Source organism: Salimicrobium halophilum (assembly GCF_900100295.1).
Taxonomy (GTDB): domain Bacteria; phylum Bacillota; class Bacilli; order Bacillales; family Halobacillaceae; genus Salimicrobium; species Salimicrobium halophilum.
The window spans coordinates 150,933-172,685 of sequence record NZ_FNEV01000003.1; the positions used below are offsets into that span (position 1 = coordinate 150,933).

Annotated in this window: 17 protein-coding genes; 6 read left to right on the forward strand and 11 right to left on the reverse strand. The window is 47.4% G+C overall.

All coding sequences use genetic code 11. The features are described 5' to 3' along the window. Nucleotides 1-157 precede the first annotated feature (157 nt). From BLQ44_RS06410 to BLQ44_RS06440, 7 genes are all read right to left on the reverse strand, one after another. Entirely contained in the window at nt 158-1,282 is a 1,125-nt protein-coding gene (locus tag BLQ44_RS06410; RefSeq protein ID WP_093193059.1) for a glycerate kinase family protein, read from the reverse strand. Between the two features lie 77 nt (nt 1,283-1,359). Beyond that, nucleotides 1,360-2,664 (reverse strand): Ig-like domain-containing protein, encoded by a 1,305-nt coding sequence (locus BLQ44_RS06415; RefSeq protein ID WP_143004704.1) that lies wholly within the window; start codon nt 2,662-2,664, stop codon nt 1,360-1,362. A 16-nt stretch (nt 2,665-2,680) separates the two neighbouring features. After that, entirely contained in the window at nt 2,681-3,589 is a 909-nt protein-coding gene (locus tag BLQ44_RS06420) for a sensor domain-containing diguanylate cyclase (RefSeq protein ID WP_093193061.1), read from the reverse strand. Between the two features lie 147 nt (nt 3,590-3,736). Beyond that, nucleotides 3,737-4,534, reverse strand: coding sequence for a TasA family protein (locus BLQ44_RS06425; RefSeq protein WP_093193062.1), 798 nt, complete (start codon nt 4,532-4,534; stop codon nt 3,737-3,739). Between the two features lie 54 nt (nt 4,535-4,588). Then, nucleotides 4,589-5,161 carry a signal peptidase I SipW gene (gene sipW / locus BLQ44_RS06430; RefSeq protein ID WP_093193063.1) on the reverse strand — a complete coding sequence of 191 codons (573 nt, stop codon included), beginning with the start codon at nt 5,159-5,161 and terminating at the stop codon, nt 4,589-4,591. After that, a complete protein-coding gene (locus tag BLQ44_RS06435; protein ID WP_093193064.1) occupies nt 5,130-6,293 on the reverse strand; it encodes a hypothetical protein in 1,164 nt (387 codons plus the stop codon). Before BLQ44_RS06435 ends, sipW begins: the two co-directional genes overlap by 32 nt. Nucleotides 6,294-6,665: 372 nt before the next feature. Beyond that, entirely contained in the window at nt 6,666-7,829 is a 1,164-nt protein-coding gene (locus tag BLQ44_RS06440) for an Ig-like domain-containing protein (protein ID WP_093193065.1), read from the reverse strand. Nucleotides 7,830-8,206: 377 nt separating this feature from the next. Here BLQ44_RS06440 and BLQ44_RS06445 point away from each other — a divergent pair, with 377 nt between their 5' ends. From BLQ44_RS06445 to BLQ44_RS06465, 5 genes are all read left to right on the forward strand, one after another. Further along, a complete protein-coding gene (locus tag BLQ44_RS06445; protein ID WP_093193066.1) occupies nt 8,207-10,327 on the forward strand; it encodes a BglG family transcription antiterminator in 2,121 nt (706 codons plus the stop codon). Between the two features lie 2 nt (nt 10,328-10,329). After that, the gene (locus tag BLQ44_RS06450; RefSeq protein ID WP_093193067.1) at nt 10,330-10,596 is read left to right on the forward strand and encodes a PTS sugar transporter subunit IIB; all 267 of its coding nucleotides are present in this window, start codon (nt 10,330-10,332) and stop codon (nt 10,594-10,596) included. A 33-nt stretch (nt 10,597-10,629) separates the two neighbouring features. Continuing rightward, nucleotides 10,630-11,994, forward strand: a complete 1,365-nt coding sequence (locus tag BLQ44_RS06455) for a PTS ascorbate transporter subunit IIC (RefSeq protein WP_093193068.1) — start codon at nt 10,630-10,632, stop codon at nt 11,992-11,994. Nucleotides 11,995-12,207: 213 nt separating this feature from the next. After that, entirely contained in the window at nt 12,208-12,849 is a 642-nt protein-coding gene (locus BLQ44_RS06460) for a nuclease-related domain-containing protein (RefSeq protein ID WP_176757448.1), read from the forward strand. A gap of 423 nt (nt 12,850-13,272) precedes the next feature. Continuing rightward, complete coding sequence (locus BLQ44_RS06465; protein WP_093193070.1) at nt 13,273-14,325, forward strand: hypothetical protein; 1,053 nt, start codon at nt 13,273-13,275, stop codon at nt 14,323-14,325. A 221-nt stretch (nt 14,326-14,546) separates the two neighbouring features. Here BLQ44_RS06465 and cudC read toward each other — a convergent pair whose 3' ends face one another. From cudC to betB, 3 genes are all read right to left on the reverse strand, one after another. Beyond that, nucleotides 14,547-15,116: a choline uptake/conversion transcriptional regulator CudC gene (gene cudC / locus BLQ44_RS06470; RefSeq protein WP_093193071.1), complete on the reverse strand. Its 570-nt coding sequence runs from the start codon at nt 15,114-15,116 to the stop codon at nt 14,547-14,549. An 84-nt stretch (nt 15,117-15,200) separates the two neighbouring features. Beyond that, the gene (gene betA, locus BLQ44_RS06475) at nt 15,201-16,886 is read right to left on the reverse strand and encodes a choline dehydrogenase (RefSeq protein ID WP_093193072.1); all 1,686 of its coding nucleotides are present in this window, start codon (nt 16,884-16,886) and stop codon (nt 15,201-15,203) included. A gap of 29 nt (nt 16,887-16,915) precedes the next feature. Continuing rightward, complete coding sequence (betB, locus tag BLQ44_RS06480) at nt 16,916-18,382, reverse strand: betaine-aldehyde dehydrogenase (RefSeq protein ID WP_093193073.1); 1,467 nt, start codon at nt 18,380-18,382, stop codon at nt 16,916-16,918. 583 nt (nt 18,383-18,965) lie between these two features. Here betB and BLQ44_RS06485 point away from each other — a divergent pair. Continuing rightward, nucleotides 18,966-20,624 (forward strand): sodium:solute symporter family protein, encoded by a 1,659-nt coding sequence (locus BLQ44_RS06485; RefSeq protein WP_093193074.1) that lies wholly within the window; start codon nt 18,966-18,968, stop codon nt 20,622-20,624. A 231-nt stretch (nt 20,625-20,855) separates the two neighbouring features. On the opposite strand, the gene BLQ44_RS06490 is transcribed toward BLQ44_RS06485, so the two are convergent. Beyond that, nucleotides 20,856-21,746 (reverse strand): ROK family protein, encoded by an 891-nt coding sequence (locus BLQ44_RS06490; RefSeq protein ID WP_093193075.1) that lies wholly within the window; start codon nt 21,744-21,746, stop codon nt 20,856-20,858. Nucleotides 21,747-21,753: the final 7 nt, after the last annotated feature.

Sequence of the window (21,753 nt, forward strand, 5' to 3'; positions counted from 1 at the left end):
TAGAAAGAAGCTTTTTAATTTTGATATGCGGACTTTGACGTCGATTTTGCGGACCTTCGCCTCATCTTTAAGGGCATTTGCGGACCTTAGGCCGGATTTTGAGGACATTCCGCTCATCTCTGCGGACTTCTCCCTATCACTATCAAAGCGAAGCGCTTCACATAAACAGTCCGACTACCTGCTTAGCTAAAAAAGAAATATTTCGACTAGCATTGTCCGCATCCATGGCTTCTTCCAGGGTTCCAGGCCCATGCTGTATGCTGAAAACAGCGGATAAAGGAGAATAGTCACACTCCGTCTCGACGCTCCCCCCGAAAGCGACAGACGGAATGCCGTACTTTTCTGCCGTTTTCGCAACACCTATAGGTACTTTTCCGTTCATAGACTGGGAATCCAGTTTCCCTTCTCCTGTAAAAACCAGATCTGCTTCCCGCAGTTCTTCCTCAAGCCCTGTCAGATCAGCTACAAGTTCAAATCCCGGTTGCATCTGCCCCTGCAGAAATCCAGCGAGCGCACCTCCAAGTCCGCCGGCGGCTCCTGCACCTGGAACATGAGTGATGTCACTGCCTGTATGTTCTCTGGTGACTTCTGCGAATTGTCGCAACCCGGCATCAAGCTGTTCCACATCAAGAGACGTAGCACCTTTTTGCGGACCGTACACAAAAGCTGCCCCATTCTTGCCATAGAATGGATTGCTCACATCACAGGCAATGGTGAACGTGCACTCCTCGAGCTCCTCAAGTACGCCGCTTCCATCTATGGACGCTACGTCACACAAAACATTCCGATCCATCGACAGTTCTTCCCCCGCTTCGTCTAAAAACCGGTAACCGAGTGCCTGCAACATACCGGTACCTCCATCCGTCGTCGCACTACCTCCGAGCGTTACGACAATGTGCCGGATGCCCTGTTCTACCGCATGAGCTATCTGCTCCCCGAGACCGTACGAATTCAAGAGAAAGGGATCCCGTTCTTTCCGGGGGACAAGGTCGATCCCCGTGCTTGCGGCACATTCGATGACAGCTACGTCTTTTCCTTTATAAGGAAGCGTGATATACGTTGCCTCCACCTTTCGTCCGAGAGGATTTTTAACGTGTACCGTATGCGCGTCTTTTTTATACGCACTTAACGTATCGACCGTGCCTTCTCCGCCGTCAGCCATAGGAACAAGTTTGACAATCGCTTCCGGAGCTCGAGCTTTCACCCCTTCTTCCATCGCTTTTGCAACATCAAACGCAGACAGGGACTCTTTGAACGAGTCAGGAGCTACTACGATTTTCATGTGTTCATCACCCTCACCAGTTTTAAAGTAATGTATTGATTACATTTCCTTCATTTCCAAAGGACAAACACTCGAGTTCAATACCTGCCTATAATCCGAAAAGTCCCGGTCCCCGTCTCAAACTCCACTTTCGTCAAAACAGCTTCATGATTGAAATTGAACGTGTACACCATCGTTTCAAATGTTCCTCCCTCCACCATTTTCCTCTCCATGTCACTCAGCTCAACCGACTGATAGCTGGCCACGTTCTCCGACTTCAAAAAGTCTACCGCTTCCGGCACGACAAGATTCAAATGATGTTCTTTGGTGAAAGGTTGATACTCCACGTCCGTCACTTTCCACGTTGTGGACATTCTCTTTAACGTGTAAAGATAGTAACCTCCCTGATTCCCATCCTGATTCGTTTGAACGGTTTCCACTTTCACCTCATCAGGGTGGTCTTCTATCACTTCTGTTACAAGTTCCCACTTATGATCACCAACATAGTCAGAGTCGTCGACGTAAGCAGCCATTTGACCTTTGGTAAGACCGCTATTTTGTTCAAGAAACACCCCTCCGTCTAAGTTCAGCTTCCAGGAATAAGTGACAGTTCCCCATTTATCTGGATAATAAGGGTGCAGTCTTGCACGAAATACATTATTTTCGTTTAAAGAGATATCCGGGACATTCTCCTCGAATATAATCGAACGACCTATATTGTCAAAACTAGGCGTACTCAGGTTTCCATTTTCGAAGTAACGAAAGGTCATAGAACCGCTTGAAGATGATTCCTTTATCACTTGAAGCAATTCCGTTTGATGTTTATCTTTCAATGAAACTGTTGATAGGTGCCATGATTTGTTCTTCGATCTATTTTCCAAAATTTCATCCGCAATTACATATGCTCCGTCATAAGAAACGAGACGATAGACACTATGGTCGTCTTCTAGTAACCCCGCTGTGTCCTTTAAACTACGACGATACAAACGTGCCGTGTATTCTTTCCCATACACGCCGGTCACCATTTCTTCCTGTACCATTTCGTAAGACGAAAGCGGGTCTTTCACCGTAAACGTTTGATCGACCTCCTCTTTAAGCGGCTCTCCCGCTTCAGAAAGAAGACCTTCTTTTACACTAAGCGAATAGGTTTTCCCAATTATGTATTCTTCCTCCGGGCCCACAAAAAGTTTCTTTCCTTTCTCTCCCGCCTTATAGCCGATCTTATGACGTCTTCCTTCCTCATCTGTAAGAAAAACATGATCCTCTACCCCAGAAAAATCCATCGGAGTATTGAACGCGATCGTCCATATTTTTTCCGGTGGCACCACTTCTTCTGCCTGGACAACCGTTCCCGTTGTAATTGTAAGTATTGCTGTAACTAAAGCTGTTAGTATTAATTTCAATTGTCCCATCCTTCCATTAACGAACCGCTGCATCTTTCTTGCAATTCTTTTCTTCATACATCCGATGATCCGCTTCCTTAAGCATCTTTTCCATGTTCCCTATCGAGGATAGAGGGCCGCTATGCCCAACAGAAAAGGACAGCTCGCCGGCTTCCTCAACAAGTACTTCACACTTTTCTTCTATGTAATTCTGATCCTTTCCTTCCATCAATACGACGAACTCGTCCCCGCCGATACGGGCGATCGTGTCTTCTGAGAAAATCCCCTCCAACAACTGGGACATCTGTTTAATCAACCGATCCCCTTCTTTATGCCCGTGAGTATCATTCATATGCTTCAGTTCATCCAGGTCAAAAAGGAGCACTCCTGCCTCTACTTCTTCCTTTTTCTCATACAGTTCCATCTTTTCTTCAAAAAACTCGCGATTGTACAATCCGGTCAACGGATCGTGAGTGGCACGGTACTCTAAGGCTTGCTGCATCTCTACTTTATCATCAATATTTCTCATGACTCCGGCTATTTCTATCATTACTCCGTCTAAATAAATAGGGCAAGCATATTCCTCGAACCACCGGTATACTCCGTTTTCATCTTTCCATCGCTGAACAAGCACTTTATCATAGTCTGCCTTACCGTAAACCTTATCTGCGAGCACTTCCTCATCTTCCGGATGAATAAATCGAAATGGATGCAATGGGTCTTTATAAGCTCCTTTTACATATCCTTCTCCGAGAAAATAATCCAGCGAAGGACTTATATAAGTGAATTTCTTCTCCGGTTTCACTTGATAATAGTACATGACATCTCTGGAAGACTCGATCAGTTCAAACAACTTCTGCTTCTGGTGATCCTCGCTTTTTCTGACAAGTTTCCAATCCCTCAAAAAGAACAATAGATTCTTCACTTTCCTAAGGAGTCTCTTCACTTCCGTTTCTCCTTCCTATTAAAAATATTAGGTTTATCATATCATACGAAATGACTACAAGGATGGAAAATTCAATACATATACAAATTTATGCATAAGAAAAGACTGCTGAAAGATTCAGCAGTCTTTTCATTTAATTCCTATTTATTAATCATTATCAGTTACGTCATTAGAATGAGTACCACCAGAACCATCAGTTACTGGATCAGGCGTATTTGCCTGCTCATTGTTTATAGCTCCATTCTTATCATCACTATCTACATGAACGCCATCCCACTGCGTCGCTTCAAGATCGAAGTAGAAGTCAACAGAAGCATTCATGTATTTGTTTTGTGCGTATTCTCCGTTACCAAGCTTCGTTTGATCGTCTTTGAACGTGATTTGGATGAACACATCATCGGAATCCTGAGGGTCTAGAGGGATACCACGGTCAGGACCCGCAGCTACGGATGCGAGGTTGATCTTGTTCCCTACCAGGTGAGAGCTATTCACTTTAGAAGTCGTGTTCCCGTGCACAACATCATGAAGGGTCAATGTCTTACCACTCATAACTACATCTTCACGTGGCTCCCATTGATTGGATTCCCCGTCCACTTGCATAAAGTCTATCTCAAATTGCTTAAGGAATCCATTCTTGTTAGAATCTCCATCCAGGTCACTGAATGCTCCTGCAGAACCTTCCATAAGTACGTCTTTAATCGCTAGCGAACCTATGTTATTCAAAGTGAAAATACGCTGCACGTTGTCCCCCGGCTTCATGTTCGTCAAATCAAAGCTGATTGCTTTGTTATGGCTGTCACCTACCTCAAGATTCAATTCTCCCGAAGCGAAATGGTTGTTCACTTTAGCGACATCGTTATACGCCGCGAGTGTTCCGCCACCTACCAAAGATAGTCCCAAAGCACCTGTCATTACTCCTACTGCCAACTTCTTCTTTACGCTCATACATCTTCCTCCTAAGTAAATAATATATTTTTGAACCCCCTGTGGGATTGCAAACTAGTGGACATTCGCTTTCTCTTTTTCTTTCTCATCGACAAATGTACTCAATGCACGCCAGATACTGAATGCAGAGTAGAAGATCATCAGTGCTCCCGGAATGATCAGGAACACGATGGCACCTGTCGGGGAATTTGCGAAATCAATCAACTTACCAAGGTAAGGGACGGTGAATCCCGTATACTCCCCTACGACATTTTCAGCCAGTACCGGCTCTGTATCGGGACCATCATTGTTGTCCCCTTTGGTTGTATATAGAACATTGTCCCCGCTGTTCGTCACATCGATGATGCGGTGGGTGACAAGGGTATCTGCATCTTTCATAAACGTGATGACATCTCCTGCTTCAAAACTTTTCACATCGACATCAGGATTGACCGCTATCACGGAGCCCGTCATGAACTCAGGCTCCATGGATCCAGACAATACTGTCTTCAGCTGGTAGCCCATCACATTCGGTTCCCCGCCCGAGAACTTGGCCGTAGCGACGAGCAAAATCGCTATAACCAGGGCTGTATACAAAACTGTGTTCACTCCGATACTAAGAATCTTCCGGATTCGTTTGTTTTTCATCCGCTTTCTCCTCCGTTTCTTCTGGTGGCTGTTGTTCTTTCTTACCTTTTTCCGGAGTTTTCGATGGTTGTTCTTGAGACTTTTCCTTTTTCTGCTCCGGTTTTTGTTCCGTTTTTTCTTTCTTCTGTGGCTTCGTTTCTTTTACAGCATCTTTCGGTTCTTTCTTCTTAGATCCCGCTGGCGGAGACGGTGTTTCTTTCGGTTTTTCGTCCTTCGATCCTTGCTCCTTCGTTTTCTTCTCTTTGTTCTTTTCTTCTTCAGCTTTCTGTTCCTTACGTTTCTCTTCTTCCGCTTCCTTCTTTGCTTTTTCTGCAGCCCGCTTTTCTTCCTGCTTCTTCTTGATGGCAGTATCTAAGTTCTGTTTTTGCTTCTGCCATGTTTTAAGCTTTGAGGAGACCTTGGAAGAAGAACGTGTCAGGTCGTCCGTGACAGCTGACATTCCTTTTTCCACTTCTTTAGTGAAATTTTTGTCTACAGCACGACTTACTACAGCACCTCGACTGTCCGGAAAAAGGGAGAAAAGATCACGTACCTTTTTCTTCGTCCCTTCGGATAAGTACTCGATCTGTTCCAATTTCTGAGTCAATTGCTCAGGTAGGCCCCCTTTATCGATATCAAGACAGTGCGGATGAAAAGAAGCGCTCGCTCGAATTTCCTGCATCAGTCGAGTGATACTTTGGAGATGATCCAGCACCTCTTTTTCGCTGTCTGAATACTTCTGTTTTTGATCTTGCAGTCTTTTTAATTTCGTTTCATATGTATGTATTCGTGATGCCAGGTCATCAGAGCGTTCTTTCATGCTCTGGAGCGATTTCCCCTTATTTTTTTCATCTGGAAAAGAGATGGATGGACTATTATAATGGAAGAAAGGGGCAAGACTTGCAGCAAAATCGTCCACCTCTGCAATCAATTCCTCAAATTGATTCTCAACGACACCCGGAAATATCTCACAAGCTTCCGCTTTTCCTTTTAACGTCTCCTGATCATTGAAAGCACTGTATGTCGTTCCGCTCATTTGGGAAAAACCGCCTATCGTGAGCGACAAAACAGTCAATCCGACCCCCGTCGATTTCACCATCATTCTTCTGTTTTTCTTTCGCTCATTCCTGAATCTCGTCGTTCTTCGCTCCAACTCGCCACCTCCCGCATCAGTTCTTTGGTTCATTCGTTTTGTTCTTTATTAAGAATTTGTAACCCTAGTATATACGGCCCTCCCTGAATTGCAAAATCCCATATTTGGAAATATTCTTTATATAGAACAAAAATAGTTTCATATGCTTGTTTTTTCTAATTTATTCTTTAAATTACATAATTGTTCTTTTTAAAGAATTAACCACAATAAAACAGGAGGTGCATTCATGCAGCTCCTGTTAACATACCTTTTCTTCATTTATAGAATAGCTTTGTTCCATAAAGGTGAATAACCAAAAAGAATCACGAGATGAAGGTCGTAACCCTCTCTCATGATTCTTTTCTTTCAAGTATATCCTGACGTATTAAACCTCTACCTGAAAATCAGCTCTAAATATTGGATCGGCCTAGACGGATTATCATCGGAAAATCCGACCTGCAATTTTGCACCATTCGCTAATTTGTAATACGTATATAATTCATGCATTTCTGTAGCTCCACTGAAGGTAGGCTGCCCGAGAACCCTCGTCATGTCCTTCATGTAATAATTCTCTAAAGGAGGAAACCTGTATCCGACTGCCAGCAACTTATCAGAAAAAGTATCCGTAGCTAAAATGTAGTTATCGTAGGAATAATACATGGCTCCTGAATAATAGTTTTTATAATTGGCAATGTTTTCGTGAGAAGTGAGATACTCTCCAGGACCGAAATCAACATGCTTCAATCGTTTCTGCTGCAACAATTCAACGAACTCTTCGTCAAAATAGTTATCCTCCGTCACCGTAAAGGACTGGTAAACTCCTTCCTTCAGCGTACTATCCGCAGAATCTCTCACTCCATTTTCTACATAAAGATAGTAATCACCCGGAACATATCCTCCCTCAGGCGGTTGGACTTCAAGCGTATTTCCTTCAGCAATAACCGTCACTCCACTGACTTTCGCATTATGGTCATCCACGACATATACATAGTCTTTTGTGAAACTCCCGGCATCCATCGATGTATTGAATTCGACTGTCCATGTTTTCTCTGGAGAAACGGTTTCCCCTTCAGACCACTCTTTATGTGGAAGGATTTCCATATCATCCAATCCATTCAAGACGGTTTCCATCGACCCTTTGAACTCATTCACCGTCTCTCTTTCGTAGGGTTCGGTCATGTACGTATCATAAGGGTTCATCAATGAAATCATGGAAGTATAAACATACCCTCTCTCCGAGTGGATGACCTGGTGTTTATAGTGGGTTCCGGCTTGTACTTCCTCCTGCCAATCTGCTTCTTTCCATCGCTTCAAATATGTAACCAATACATTATCCCTCTTCACTTTACGATCTGCATAGTAGATGGCCATCTCATTCGCCGACTCGTTGTCGCCTCCGAAAGTCAAGTGGGGTATTACATCTTTCTGTAACTCAAAGCTTATCCCGAGCTCTGGACTTACAAATGTCGCCTTCTCTTCTGCAGAAGCCTCAGTCATGCTTCCACTTACAACGACTAAGACTAGCAATAATGCACCTGCAATATGTTTCAACCTCATACACGTTTCCTCCTTTGCACTTTTAAATTATTAAAGCAAGTGTGCCTGAAAACTTGTCCAGTCCTCCTCTACTTAAGTTATTGATGGCATCATCTTCTTCAGTATCGACTTTTTCCTATATTTTTTAAGAAAATCATGAGTATAAATCCCCATTTCATGTAAAACTAAATGACTCCTACCTTTTCCGAAAACTTATTGGCTTCTCTGCCCAAAGGAAAGCACAACGCCCCGAAAGTATACTTCTGCAAATTTATCACCTACACATCCTGCACATTGAAAACCCTTACAATATTCCGGGAACGGTGCTATATTAAACGCATAAGATAATTATCTGAAAACAACCGTATAACTTTGCAAAGTTAGAAGGAGGATCTGCGATGACACTGGATAACCGGCGCGCCTTCTTGTTATCCATTTTGCGGGATGCTTCGGACCCGATTCCTTCCGAAGAGCTGCAGCAGCGAATGAAAGTTTCAGAACGGACCATCTATTACGATTTGGATCACATCAATCAATGGCTTATTTCGAATCACCTTTCTCCTATAGAAAAAACATATGGAAAAGGATTCGAATTACCTGAAGAGGCCAAGGCTTATTTATTGGAAGACGACACCTTTGAGCAAAAGGACGACTGGCAGTATCACTATACAGAAGAAGAACGACTTCTATTGCTTACCACACTTCTCGTCGCTTCTCCACGTCAGGCATCCATGAAGCGCTTCATGGAATTGACGTTGGTGAGCCGGGGCACCGTAGCGAAGGATTTACGGAAACTGAAAGAAACGTTCCAGAAAAGTGGAATGACGATTTCTCACCAAAGAGGCATAGGCTACCGGACGGAGGGAGAAGAAGCCGTACTTCGCAATCACTTGCTGAACCTTCTCTCTCCCATCCTCACCGAGAATCGCAGTAGTCGCCTGGCCTATGACGTATACTATCTTCTTTATCCTGAAACAAAAGAGGAAGAAAAAGATCTCGATCACTTGAAAGACAACCTCATGACGATCATTTACGAGGCCGAGGAGACCATGAATCTTACGTTCACGGATGCCATGATCACTAGGCTTGCCCTTCACCTGCTCATTCTGGTGAAGCGCCGGGAAGAACAGTTTTCCCTGACCGTGGCGGAAGCTGAGAAAGCGACCATCCGGGACACAGACGCTTACCTCGCCGCAAAGCAGGTAGCTGAGAAATTGGAATACTCCTTCTCCATTAAAGTACCGGAAGATGATACCGTTTCCATCGCCATCATGCTCCTCGGGTCCAAGGTTCTCGATCACCCGGGAGGCATAGGGCCTGAGAAGTTGAGGGAGATTGTACAAAGAATGGTGGAGAACTTCCAGACGCATGCCTGCATACTTTTCGATGATGAGAAAGGGCTTGAAGAGAACCTGCTGGCCCATGTCATCCCGGCCTATTACCGGCTGCTTCACGGAATTGAACTTCCGAATGAATTGTCGGAAGAGCTTCAGGAGACGTACCAGGATCTCTTTCACCTGACTAAACAAGCGGCAGCTCCTCTCGAGTACTTTCTCGGGGAAAAGCTCCCGGATGAAGAGATTTCTTATCTTTCTCTCCATTTCGGGGGATGGCTCCACAAAGAGAAGAAACAGATCAAAACGAAATACCGGGCCATCATCGTCTGTGAAAATGGGATCGGCACGTCGAACATGGTGAAGAGTCAACTCGAGAGTGTGATTGCAGGACTTGAAATCACAGACACCCTTTCGATGAGGGAATACCGTTCGTTCGATGGCGATGCGGATGTCATCTTTTCCACCAACTACCTGAAACCGGATGAGATTCCGGTGATCCACGTCCCGGTCATCATCAACAATGAAGACAAGGAGCGGATCATCGGTCAGGTGAACAATCTATTCGATGAGGAAATCCGTGAAGAAGCGCTTATCGAACAAGTCATGGCGACAATCGACAAGCACGCAACGATTCATCAGCGGACCTTCCTCGAAGAAGAATTGAAAGACTTGTTGAACCAGAACCAGAAGTCCACAGAGAAGGAGTTTGAAAAACCGATGCTGAACGAATTACTGAGAGAAGATACCATCCAATTCAAAGATAGCGTCAGCGGCTGGGAGGAAGCGATCCGACTGGCTTCGGAACCTCTGTTAAAGAAAGAGACGATCCAGCCCGCCTACGTCGATGCGATGATCGAAAGCGTCCACGAACTGGGACCTTATATCGTCATTGCACCGGATATCGCTATCCCACACGCCAGACCGGAAGCAGGAGTGAACCGATTAGGTATGAGTTTTCTTCGCCTGAAGGAACCCGTAGCTTTTTCGGAAAAAGAAAAGCACCAGGCCCGCCTCATCTTTGTACTGGCGGCTATCGATAACAACACTCATTTGAAAGCGCTGGCTCAGCTTACGGAAATTCTTTCTGAAGAGCAGAATATTAAACGCCTGGCAGACACAAACCAAGCACAGGAAGTAATGAAACTGATTGACGAAAATATCACAATGCGAGAGGAGAAATAACAATGAAGAAAATTTTAGTAGTATGCGGAAACGGTCTTGGAAGCAGCATGATGGTGGAGATGAATATCAACTCGATCCTTAAGGATATGGGCAAAGAGGCGGATGTTTCGCACACGGACCTTACAACAGCCAAATCGGAACAGGCCGATCTTTTCCTCGGTTCTGAGGATATCGTCGGCAGTCTCGATGACGGAAGCAAAAACGTCGTCCAGCTGAAAAACCTTATGGACAAAAACGAACTGCGCACAGCACTTGAAAACAACCTGTAATCAGCCCCCATCAATAAAGGAGGAGAACAACCCATGGTAGATCTAATAATGCAGGATATCCTCGGAACGCCCGCCATTCTCGTCGGTTTGTTTGCACTCATCGGTTTATTGGCCCAACGTAAAAATGTCGCCGACGTCATCTCGGGAACGCTAAAAACAGTGATGGGTTTCGTCATCCTGGGGGCAGGGGCTAATGTCCTTGTCCAGTCCCTGGACCAGTTCAGCAGTATGTTCGATGAAGCTTTCGCTGTAGAAGGAGTCATTCCGAACAACGAAGCGATTGTAGCATTGGCTCAGGAAAGTTTCGGAACGGAAACAGCGATGATTATGCTATTCGGGATGTTCGTAAACATTGCACTCGCCCGCTTCACTCCGTTCAAGTACATTTTCCTTACAGGACACCACACCATGTTCATGGCTTGTATGATTGCCGTCATCCTTACAACCGGAGGCATGTCCGGGGTATCGATGGTCATTCTCGGCTCTGTCATTCTAGGTTCTCTAATGGTGCTATCTCCGGCGATGCTTCAGCCGTTCACCCGTAAAATTACGGGATCGGATGATTTCGCCGTCGGTCACTTCGGATCCATCGGCTATTTCGTATCCGCATGGGTCGGGAAACTTGTCGGCAAGAACTCCCGCTCCACCGAAGACATCAAAGTGCCGAAATCGCTCGGGTTCCTTCGTGATACATCCGTATCCGTTTCCCTGACGATGGTTATTCTGTTCTTCGCTGTCGCTTTATTCGCCGGTCCCGGCTTTGTAGAATCAGAGCTGAGCGGCGGTCAGAACTTCCTCGTGTTCGCTTTCATGCAGGGGCTCGTGTTCGCTGCAGGGGTGTACATTATCCTTGCCGGTGTCCGTATGCTTCTTGGTGAAATCGTTCCGGCCTTCAAAGGGTTCGCGGACAAAGTCGTTCCGAACGCGAAGCCGGCTCTCGACTGTCCAGCTGTATTCCCGTTCGCTAGCAACGCAGTGATCATCGGCTTTTTCTTCAGCTTCGTCGCCGGTCTGATCAGCATGTTCCTTCTGCCATTGTTCGGCCTTCGCGTCATTGTGCCAGGTCTTGTGCCGCACTTCTTCACCGGAGCGGCTGCTGGAGTCTTCGGTAACGCCACCGGAGGACGGAAAGGCGCCATTCTCGGTTCCATGACGAACGGTGTCATGATCAGCTTCCTTCCGGCCATGCTATTGCCGGTACTGGGCACGCTCGGTTTCGAAGGTACGACATTCGGAGACGCGGACTTCGGAGCTGTAGGTATCGTTCTTGGTAACGTGATAGCTCTGATCCAGTCGAACATTGTAGCAGCGCTCGTCATTCTGTTAATTCTTGCTGGGTTATTCGCTCTCGGTATGAGAACGAAAGCGAATGCTAAGGATAGTGAAGAAGTAGCATGATTTCAAAGAAGTCACGGCGTTTGTGCCGTGGCTTTCTTTTTGTGCTTGGGGCGGTTTGCGGACCTATGGGGCACTTCTGCGGACCCTGGCCGCTTTTCCGCTGTCATTTGAGGACCTTTCTCGCATTTCTACGGACCTCCTCCACGCAAATCCCGCTTGACTTCCTCATAAGAAAAGACAATAATGAACACTATAAAGAAGGAGGAATGTCTATTGCTCAAGAAACAAGTCATGAAACCTGTATTCCTAGAAAAACTCGAAGCCCTCTCCCGGCGACTATCGGACGCCTCCCCCAAAAAACCCTTCATCGAAGATACGTTGAACCGGCATCAGGCAGGCTTCGTCGGTGAAAAATCCCTACTCTTCCAATTTTCTTACCTTCCAACAGACTGGCTCATCTTCCATGACCTACGCCTGCACGACGGCACCCATTATTTCCAAATCGATTTTCTTATCATAACGAACGACTCCCTGCTCCTTCTTGAAGTAAAAAATCTCGCAGGACGACTTATATTCGATGGTACGAGACAACTGATTCAGGAACGTGAAAACGGCACACGTGGTGCGGACAGTCCCATCGCACAAACCGCCCGTCATGAAAGACAGCTAGAACGATGGCTCACCCTGCATGATTTCCCCCATCTCCCGTTAACCTCTCTCATAGTCCTGGCCAATGCCAATTCCTATTTTGAAACCGATCATCCCGGCGTTCTACGTGCCAGCATGCTACCCGAACACCTTCCAGAAGAAACGGGCCCTCCTATGCCAACTTCCATTCGAACCTCTCTCATGGAAAAATTGCTTCATAGTCATCAACCCGGTCAACCCTATCGAGAAATACGATATCGATCCTGATCATATTCGGAAAGGGGTGGCGTGCTCCGAGTGTCAACGTCTCATGCAACGAGGGCATGGAACGTGGGTTTGCGCCTGCAGTTTAAGGGATAAATACGCCCACCGTTCGGCACTCTATGACTACTCATTACTTATAGACAGGGAAATTTCCGCACAAGAAGCAGCTGATTTCCTTCATCTCGAAAGTGCTGATACAGCCCGGCGCCTACTTACTGAAGAAGGATACCGCAAGACAGGGCATGGCAATTTCACGAAATATGAAATAAGGAGTTATCATGATGCTTTGCGGACTTATAACTGATTTTTGCGGACCTTCAGGATGTTTCTACGGACATTCAGCGCTTTTTCGAGCTCATTTGAGGACTTTTGCCGAAAAGTTGAGGACTTAGATTTTCTGATAAAATATAATGGAGGGGTATAAAAATGTATTATACTTTTCTGCAATGGACGTACGAAGAACCTATCTATAGAAATTATGAGAAATACGTGCAGCATATCTGGAGAGAATTCGTGGAACGGACGCCTTTGGAATCGTCTGAAGTGGATCCAGATCTCTATTCCGTGGCTCTCTCCTATATGGCACAGACCATTTTCCCCGGCCCCGAACGTACCCGTGAAGAGTTTGAAAGAAACGCTTTCGTCAATTCCGATAAACTCTATAAAGCCTTCCTGAACATAAGGCAGACGGTCGGAGATTTATTGGAATGGTACGAGAAGAACCCTCCAGCAGTCTCTTCTCGCTTAGACAAAAAAGAATTAAATTCTTTCAATCAAAAACTGCTGGACACTCCGTTGCTGCCGGAAGGCTTCCAACTTTCCAAACAACAGCAATCAATGTTCGAGGACCTGTCAGCCCGAGTGCCTCACGTGTTTTTCGGTGACCGGCTTAAGGTTCTGGAGAAAATGTATGAGATACATCCCTATCATCCGGCTGTTTATCGTGGAGCCGGCAAACTTGCGGAATACCTGGAAGTATTGGCTCGGAGCGTTGTCAACGCTGAACTTCTCGGAGATATGGATGAACTCATTGAAAGCAAGATAGCCTTTGCCGATGAGTGTCGTTTCACCGAATACCAGCCGCAAGCAATCATGATTTTTCTGGAACTTCTGAGGCTGGACCCTTCAGACTCGAGAAACGTGTGTCTCCGTCTCATCCCCACACTTCTGAAGGAAAAACATACTGCGGCAGCAGAAAGATGGACATCCACCCTTTCGGAGGGCGCAGCGAAAGCTTTTTTCGAGACTGTTATAGCCTTAAGGAAGAACGAATCACCTGAAACGATTTCGAACAAAGCGGACGCCGTCCACCGCTTTAATCCTTATATCAAAGATTTTATTACTCATCGTCACCACCGCCATCTGTATGGAGATCTAAATGCGGGAGCAGGCAGTTCTGAAGAAGCGCTTTTTATCCTAGACGAAATGGAGTTGATGCAGCTCAGTGCTTCCTCGATGAGAGAATATTTGACTAAATGAATGAATGAATGAATAGGACTGCCGGTTTTAAAGGTAGTCTTCTTTTTTTGAGAATATCATTTGCGGACCTATCCGGCTTTTTCGCGGACTTCCAGGAAGTTTTCGCGGACCTGCAGCACTTTTCAGAGCTCATTTGCGGACCTTAGACAAAAAATTACGGACCTACCAAAAAACTTCGCACACAAAAAAGAGCACCTGCACAAGACAGATGCTTTCAAAAATTATTTTTCCTCGTCCACCGGCAAAAAGTCGAAAATCTCACCGGACTCGATCGAATCAGCCAATCGCTCGAGCCACTTACAATACTTCCGATAATCTTCAAGCTGGTCATAATCCATCTTCGCTCTCTCTCGTGTCTCTTCATCCGCTTCTTCATCGTCGATCACCTGCTGAAGCATGCCCTCCGCATAATCGATTGCGGACAAGTTCAACTTGGCCTCACGCTCCCATTTGTTCCCGAAAAAGTGGGAAAAGTAGTTGAAGAAATTCTTCTCCGCCATGAAGGTATCTTTACGGGACCCTTTCTGCCACACTTTTTGGACAATGCTGATTTCCTGAAGATTACGTACAGCGATGCTCATGCTCGGTTTGCTCATGCCGAGGTCGTCTTTCATATCATCAAGCGTCATCGGTTCATGCTTGAAGTACATCCTTGCGAATAATCGACCGGTCGATGGAGTGATGCCATACAGGTCCATCGTTTCAGCAATCGAATTTACGACGGCTCCTTCCGCCTGTTCGATCAGTTCTTCCGACTTTTTTTCCAAAGAGAACCGCCTCCTTTGAAACATTTAATTCGTTCAATATAGTCTAAACTATAACACAAATCGAAATCAGGAGCCTGCATGAAGCCCCTGATTCCGTGTAATTTCCTATTATCCTTTGATTGTACCTGCGTCTGCAGGATGAACGCCGTGCTGGTAATATTCAAGGTGCTCCGGCTCAAGCGGCTTTTCACCTTTGATCATATCTGCCGCTTTCTCAGCAAGCATCAGTACCGGCGCGTGGATGTTTCCATTTGTCACGTATGGCATAGCCGATGCATCGACGACGCGCAGGTTGTCGAGCCCATGGACTTTCATCGTCTTCGGATCGACGACGGCCATCGGATCAGATGCCGGCCCCATTTTCGCTGTACAGCTCGGGTGAAGGGCCGTTTCCGCGTCTTCCGCGACCCAGTCGAGGATTTCCTGTTCGGTCTGAACGGATGGCCCGGGAGAAATTTCTCCGCCGTTGTAAGGTTTCATCGCAGGCTGAGCCATGATTTCACGAGTCACGCGTACAGCTTCAACCCATTCACGCTTGTCCTGTTCGGTGGAAAGGTAGTTGTACACCATGCTCGGGTGCGCTTTAGGATCGTTTGATTGGATTTTCAATGACCCGCGGGCGTCAGAGTACATCGGTCCGATATGAACCTGGAATCCGTGCTCGACCGGTGCTTTCTGTCCGTCGTAACGTACGGCAACCGGAAGGAAATGATACATCAGGTTCGGATAGTCGACATCGGCGTTCGAACGGGCGAAACCGCCACCTTCAAAGTGGTTCGTCGCTGCAGGGCCTTTACGTCCAAGAAGCCACTGAAGACCGATCCAAGGCATTTTCGCCTTGTTCAGGTTCGGCTGCTCGGATACCGGCAGCGGGCACATGTGCTGGATGTAGACTTCCAAGTGATCCTGAAGGTTTTCTCCTACACCAGGAAGGTTCACTTTCGGCTGGACGCCTACCGAGCGAAGGTGTTCCGGATCACCTACACCAGATAGCTGAAGCAGCTGCGGCGTATTGATTGCACCACCTGACAGGATGACCTCTCCAGCTTGTACATAATGTTCTTTCCCGTTACGTTTATATGTCAGACCGCGAGCTTTTTCCCCATCGATGTCTATGTGCTGGACGAAAGCACGTGTTTTGACAGTCAGATTTTTGCGCTTCATTGCAGGGTGCAAGTACGCACGGGATGCGGACATGCGACGCCCTTTGTACACATGTTTGTCAAAAGGACCGAACCCTTCCTGACGAAATCCGTTTACGTCCGGTGTACGGGAATGACCGGCTTCGACGGCCGAGTTGAAAAATGCTTTGAACAACGGATTCGTCGCTGGTCCTTTTTCGAGTTTGATCGGACCGTCGTGGCCGCGATACTCATCATCTTTATCTGTACCTAATGCGTTTTCGAGACGTTTGAAGTATGGGAGGCAGTGAGCAAAGTCCCACGTCTCCATTCCTTCATCCGCACCCCACCGTTCATAGTCTTTCGGGTTTCCCCGCTGATAGATCATTCCGTTGATGGAGCTTGAACCACCAAGAACTTTTCCGCGGGCATGCTTGATGCGACGGCCGTTCATGTAAGGCTCCGGATCGGATTCGTATTTCCAATCGTAAAGAGATTTCCCTGCTGGGAACGGCAGTGCTGCCGGCATCTGGATCAGCAGGTCCCACGCATAATCGCTGCGTCCCACTTCGAGTACCAATACTTTCTTCGTTCCATCTTCACTCAGCCGGTCGCCGAGGATCGATCCCGCACTTCCGGCTCCAACTACGACAATATCGTAAAATTCACTCATGTTCATAACCTCCTGAGAATGTTCTGTATTTACTTGAACCAGTGGATCGGTTCCGGCTTCACGTTACGGAAAATATGTTTCGTTTCTGTATATTCTTCAAGGCCCGGTTTACCCAGTTCACGACCGATACCGGACTGTTTATAGCCACCCCACGGCGCCTGTGCGAAGTACGGATGGAAGTCGTTGATCCAGACGGTACCCATGCGCATTTTCGAAGCCGCACGTTCTGCTTTATCGATGTCCGTCGTGAACACCGCACCGGCAAGTCCATAAATCGAATCGTTCGCGAGCTGCACCGCTTCTTCTTCCGTCTGGAAACGCTCAACGGTAAGGACTGGGCCGAAGACTTCCTCCTGCACGATTCTCATATCAGACGTACACCCCGTGAAAATCGTTGGCAGGTAGAAAAATCCGTCCTGAAGCTCTTCGTCTTGCGGACGAGCGCCTCCGATTAGAAGGTTCGCGCCTTCCTGTTTTCCGATTTCTACATAGCTCTCTACTTTGTCACGGTGCTCCGCGGAAATGAGTGGGCCGGATTGTATATCTTGCTGGAATCCGTCGCCAAGCTTGATGCGTGCTGCACGTGTTTTCAGTTCTTCTACAAATTCGTCATGGATGGAGTCTTCAATGATCAGTCTCGCTCCTGCAGAACAAACCTGTCCCGCATGGAAAAATACGGCGTTCAGTGCCTGATCGACAGCTGTCTCGAAGTCCGCATCGGCGAATACGACGTTCGGGTTCTTCCCGCCGAGTTCGAGTGCGATTTTCTTCACGTTTCCGCTCGCGGTTTGCATGATTTTCTTCCCGGTTTCGATTCCGCCGGTGAAAGAAATTAGATCGACATCGTCGCTTTCTGCAAGTTCGTTCCCTACCGTAGCTCCTGCACCGAGAACGAGGTTGACGACACCTTCTGGAAATCCTGTCTCTTCCATAAGCTCCGTCACTTTTACAGTCGTAAGCGGAGTGATTTCACTCGGCTTCATGACGATCGTGTTCCCTGCAGCGAGCGCCGGCGCGATTTTCCACGCGGCCTGTAGCAGTGGATAGTTCCACGGTGTAATCTGACCGCACACGCCGACCGGTTCGCGGACTACTTTACTTTGACTGTCCGGAATCGGGGATTCGATTACTTCGCCGCCGTCTTTATCCGCAAGACCAGCAAAGTAGCGGAACACCCCTGCGATATCGTCCATGTCCGCGCGGCTTTCTTCCAATGTCTTTCCGGTATCGAGCGTTTCGAGCTCGGCAAGTTCTTCCTTGTCCCGTTCGATGAGCTCAGCGATGCGGAGAACTTTCTGACCGCGTTCTGCTCCCGGCGTGTCTTTCCACTCCCCGTTGTCGAAAGCTTTTCTTGCTGCATCTATGGCTAGCTTCGCATCTTCTACATCGCCTTCAGCAGCTGTCGCTACAACTTTTTGATTGTACGGATTGATGATGTCTCTCGTGTTTCCGGACTGGGCATCCACCCAGGTGTTGTTGATGTACATTTGTTTCATGAATCGTACCTCCTCTTTTTTGTTTAATTTATTTAATTATTTTTAAACGTTTTTAACGATTTTGATAGTATCATAGGGTTTTTATCTTGTAAACAGGGGAAGCTCTAGTCTTTTCTGATCTGGAGGGGGTTTAAAAGAGCCTTTAATGGAAGGAGAAATTCCTGAGTCGGGAAATATGCGATATTATTTTTCATGGTTGCATCAAAATCGCCGCATAACTTTGGTTATTCGGCAGTTTCTGAATAGACTTAGGAGAAACTGTAGGATACTCCGTTTTATCCGACAATATTTCACAACCATCCCCGTCCAAACCATCGCATAACCCAGCCCCAATCATTCAAAACCGTCCACTCATTACACTTTTTGAAAATCCGTCCAGCCCTTGATGCTATAAGTCTGAGCCGCCATTTACCCACCAGGGCAAGTTGACAAACTTCGAATCTACGTTATCGTAATACATGTTATTTGTTTAATAATTATTAAACGTTTTAAATTAATTAACAAGAACCGGTTCTGTTACACAAAAAAGATCTGGCCCACAGACCAGATCGACAAAAAACGATATAAAAAAGGGAGTGATTGTGTGCAACCGCAACCATCTGCAAAGCCAGACAGGAAGCAGGACACTAAGAATGATACCAATTACGAAAAAGCCGGATTATTCGGATTTCTGGGACTACTACTCATCGTAGCCCTATACGTAGGGTTTGCAGGAAATGACGTCAATTGGGGAGCGCTCGTATTCATGTTCATCTCCTATGCGATCATTTTCTACATCGGCTCCATCACCGCCGGGAAAAAATCGGACAGCGCCAAAGATATGATGGTTGCCGGCCGCTCCATGCCACTGTGGGTAGCCATGTTCACGATGACTGCGACATGGGTCGGTGGAGGCTACATAGCCGGAACCGCTGAAACGACCTTCGCTTCAGGCATCGTCTGGGCTCAGGCCCCATGGGGATACGGGCTCAGCCTCATCATCGGTGGTATTTTCTACGCCCGTAAAATGAGAAGGTACGAGTTCACGACGATGCTCGACCCACTCGAAGTACGGTTCGGAAAGAAAGTTGCAGGCGTGCTTTATCTCCCTGCCCTCCTGGGCGAATTGTTCTGGAGTGCCGCGATTCTCGTCGCGCTCGGAACGACATTCGGTCTGATTCTCGGCATCGACTTCACGACATCCATTATCATCTCAGCGGTCATCGCCGTCGCCTATACGTTCGTCGGTGGTATGTGGTCCGTCGCCCTCACCGACGTAGCTCAAATCATCATGATCATCATCGGTATGTTCCTCGTCGTTCCGTTCGCTCTATCAGAAGTCGGCGGACTCGGCCAGGCGTGGGGCGCGTACAAAGAAGGCATGGCCGGATTCACGAACCTCCTTCCACCCCTCGACGGCTGGAATCATCCGGATTGGGGAAATTACTACTGGAACTGGTGGGATTATGCGCTATTGCTGATTTTCGGAGGAATTCCGTGGCAGGTATATTTCCAGCGCGTACTTTCCGCGAAAAATGAAAGAACGGCGATGTGGCTCTCGATTGCAGCAGGGTTCCTTTGCATCATTCTCGCTGTACCGGCCGTCATGATCGGTGTAGCAGGATTTTCTGCCGACTGGGCGAGCTACGGCATCGAAGGCCCTGGCGCCGCTTCCGAAATTCTCGCATATGTCGTAAACTATATGTCCCCTTACCTCATTGCAATTGTCGCGCTCGGTGCGATTGCGGCAGCGGTCATGTCATCGATGGACTCTTCCATTCTTTCCGCGTCCTCTATGGCAGCCTGGAACATTTACCGCCCGCTCGTGAAACCGAAAGCGAACGGCAGAGATATCAAGCGCACCATCCGCGTATCCATCATTCTCATCGGACTCGCAGCAACCATTGTTGCCCTGAACATCGACAGTGTGTACACCCTTTGGTACCTATGTGCTGATCTCGTCTACTGTATGCTGTTCCCTCAGCTGACGACGGCATTGTTTGATAAAAAAGCGAACACGTACGGAGCGATTGCAGGACTTTCCGTTTCCTTCTTCCTTCGTTTCGGCGGAGGGGAGCCGGCTCTTGGATTACCGGCCTTCCTGCCATATCCGATGGTCGAAGATGGAGTAGTGCTCTTCCCATTCCGTACGCTCGCGATGGTATGCGGCCTGCTGACCATCATCATCGTTTCCCGTCTCACGCAGAAGGCCTGCCCACCGCAGCCGCTTACGAAGCTGAAGACGGAAATGAAAGAAGACTAATATAATAGAAGAAACTTGCAGTGGAAGCCTCTACGGCTTTGCTGCAAGTTTTTTTGCTATTTACGGACCATTCACGAGTTTTTGCGGACCTACCCTGCAATTTTACGGACTTTCGACACGATTGGTCGCTCAATTGCGGACCTTACCTCCATTTCTGCGGACCTCCCACTCCTTCTCGCAGGTCAGAAAGCACAAAAAAGCACCTGGACGCGCCAGATGCATACAAAACACTCATTTCAACCAGGCAGCTCCCACAGCCCCCGCCTCGCTACCAAGACGAGCCGGAACTAAACGTAGCGGCAGCACAGCCGGATTCGCCATCTCTTCGTATCTTTCACACAACCTCTCCCACCAAAACTCCGACGTTTCCAAAAGCCCGCCACCGACAACGAACGCTTCAGGATCCACCACATGAGTCAAAGTCACAAGAGCGACAGCCAGATCGTCAACGAATCTCTCCAATGTATCAAGAGCCACGTCATCTCCATCCTTCACCAGCTGAAAAAAATGCTCCCCGTCCCGGCAAACGACAGAGGAATCACTCCGATTGTAGGTGTTCACGAGAGCAGTACCGCTCACATACTGCTCCAGGCAGCCGTTCTGTCCGCAGTTACAAGGGTGACCTCCAGGATAGAGAATCATATGACCCACTTCTCCGGCACTGAAATGAGAGCCTCGCATCAGTTTCCCATTTTCAACGACAGCACCTCCGAGTCCGGTTCCGAGAGTTAGCATCATAAATGATCGGAAGTCTTTTCCGGCACCAAACAAAGCCTCCCCGGCAGCGGCCGCTTTCACGTCATTATCCACGAAAACAGGGACTCCAAAAGCTTCTTCCACCCGCTCTAGGAGCTGTACGCCGGACCAGCCAGGTACATTCGGCGTTGCATAGTGGACAATTCCCTTTTTCACATCGATCCGTCCCGCACTACCTATACCGATGGCCTCCACGTCGCGACAAATCAAAAGTTGTCTGATCAGATCAAGCAAGGAAGTCATCACTGCATCGCTACCCTTGTCCAAAAACGTATCTGTGCTGACCCTGCTAAGCACCGTCCCATGTTCATCAGCGGCGACACCGAGAATTTTCGTTCCACCGATATCCACCCCGATCCGGACCATACGATTC

Excerpts from the sequence above, each read along its gene's own strand:
- sipW (WP_093193063.1), bottom strand. The coding sequence starts at position 5,161 with ATGAAAAACAAACGAATCCGGAAGATTCTTAGTATCGGAGTGAACACA.
- betA (WP_093193072.1), bottom strand. The coding sequence starts at position 16,886 with ATGAGTGAATTTTACGATATTGTCGTAGTTGGAGCCGGAAGTGCGGGA.
- BLQ44_RS06445 (WP_093193066.1), top strand. The coding sequence starts at position 8,207 with ATGACACTGGATAACCGGCGCGCCTTCTTGTTATCCATTTTGCGGGAT.
- betB (WP_093193073.1), bottom strand. The coding sequence starts at position 18,382 with ATGAAACAAATGTACATCAACAACACCTGGGTGGATGCCCAGTCCGGA.
- BLQ44_RS06425 (WP_093193062.1), bottom strand. The coding sequence starts at position 4,534 with ATGAGCGTAAAGAAGAAGTTGGCAGTAGGAGTAATGACAGGTGCTTTG.
- BLQ44_RS06410 (WP_093193059.1), bottom strand. The coding sequence starts at position 1,282 with ATGAAAATCGTAGTAGCTCCTGACTCGTTCAAAGAGTCCCTGTCTGCG.
- BLQ44_RS06490 (WP_093193075.1), bottom strand. The coding sequence starts at position 21,746 with ATGGTCCGGATCGGGGTGGATATCGGTGGAACGAAAATTCTCGGTGTC.
- cudC (WP_093193071.1), bottom strand. The coding sequence starts at position 15,116 with ATGTTTCAAAGGAGGCGGTTCTCTTTGGAAAAAAAGTCGGAAGAACTG.
- BLQ44_RS06440 (WP_093193065.1), bottom strand. The coding sequence starts at position 7,829 with ATGAGGTTGAAACATATTGCAGGTGCATTATTGCTAGTCTTAGTCGTT.
- BLQ44_RS06455 (WP_093193068.1), top strand. The coding sequence starts at position 10,630 with ATGGTAGATCTAATAATGCAGGATATCCTCGGAACGCCCGCCATTCTC.
- BLQ44_RS06465 (WP_093193070.1), top strand. The coding sequence starts at position 13,273 with ATGTATTATACTTTTCTGCAATGGACGTACGAAGAACCTATCTATAGA.
- BLQ44_RS06450 (WP_093193067.1), top strand. The coding sequence starts at position 10,330 with ATGAAGAAAATTTTAGTAGTATGCGGAAACGGTCTTGGAAGCAGCATG.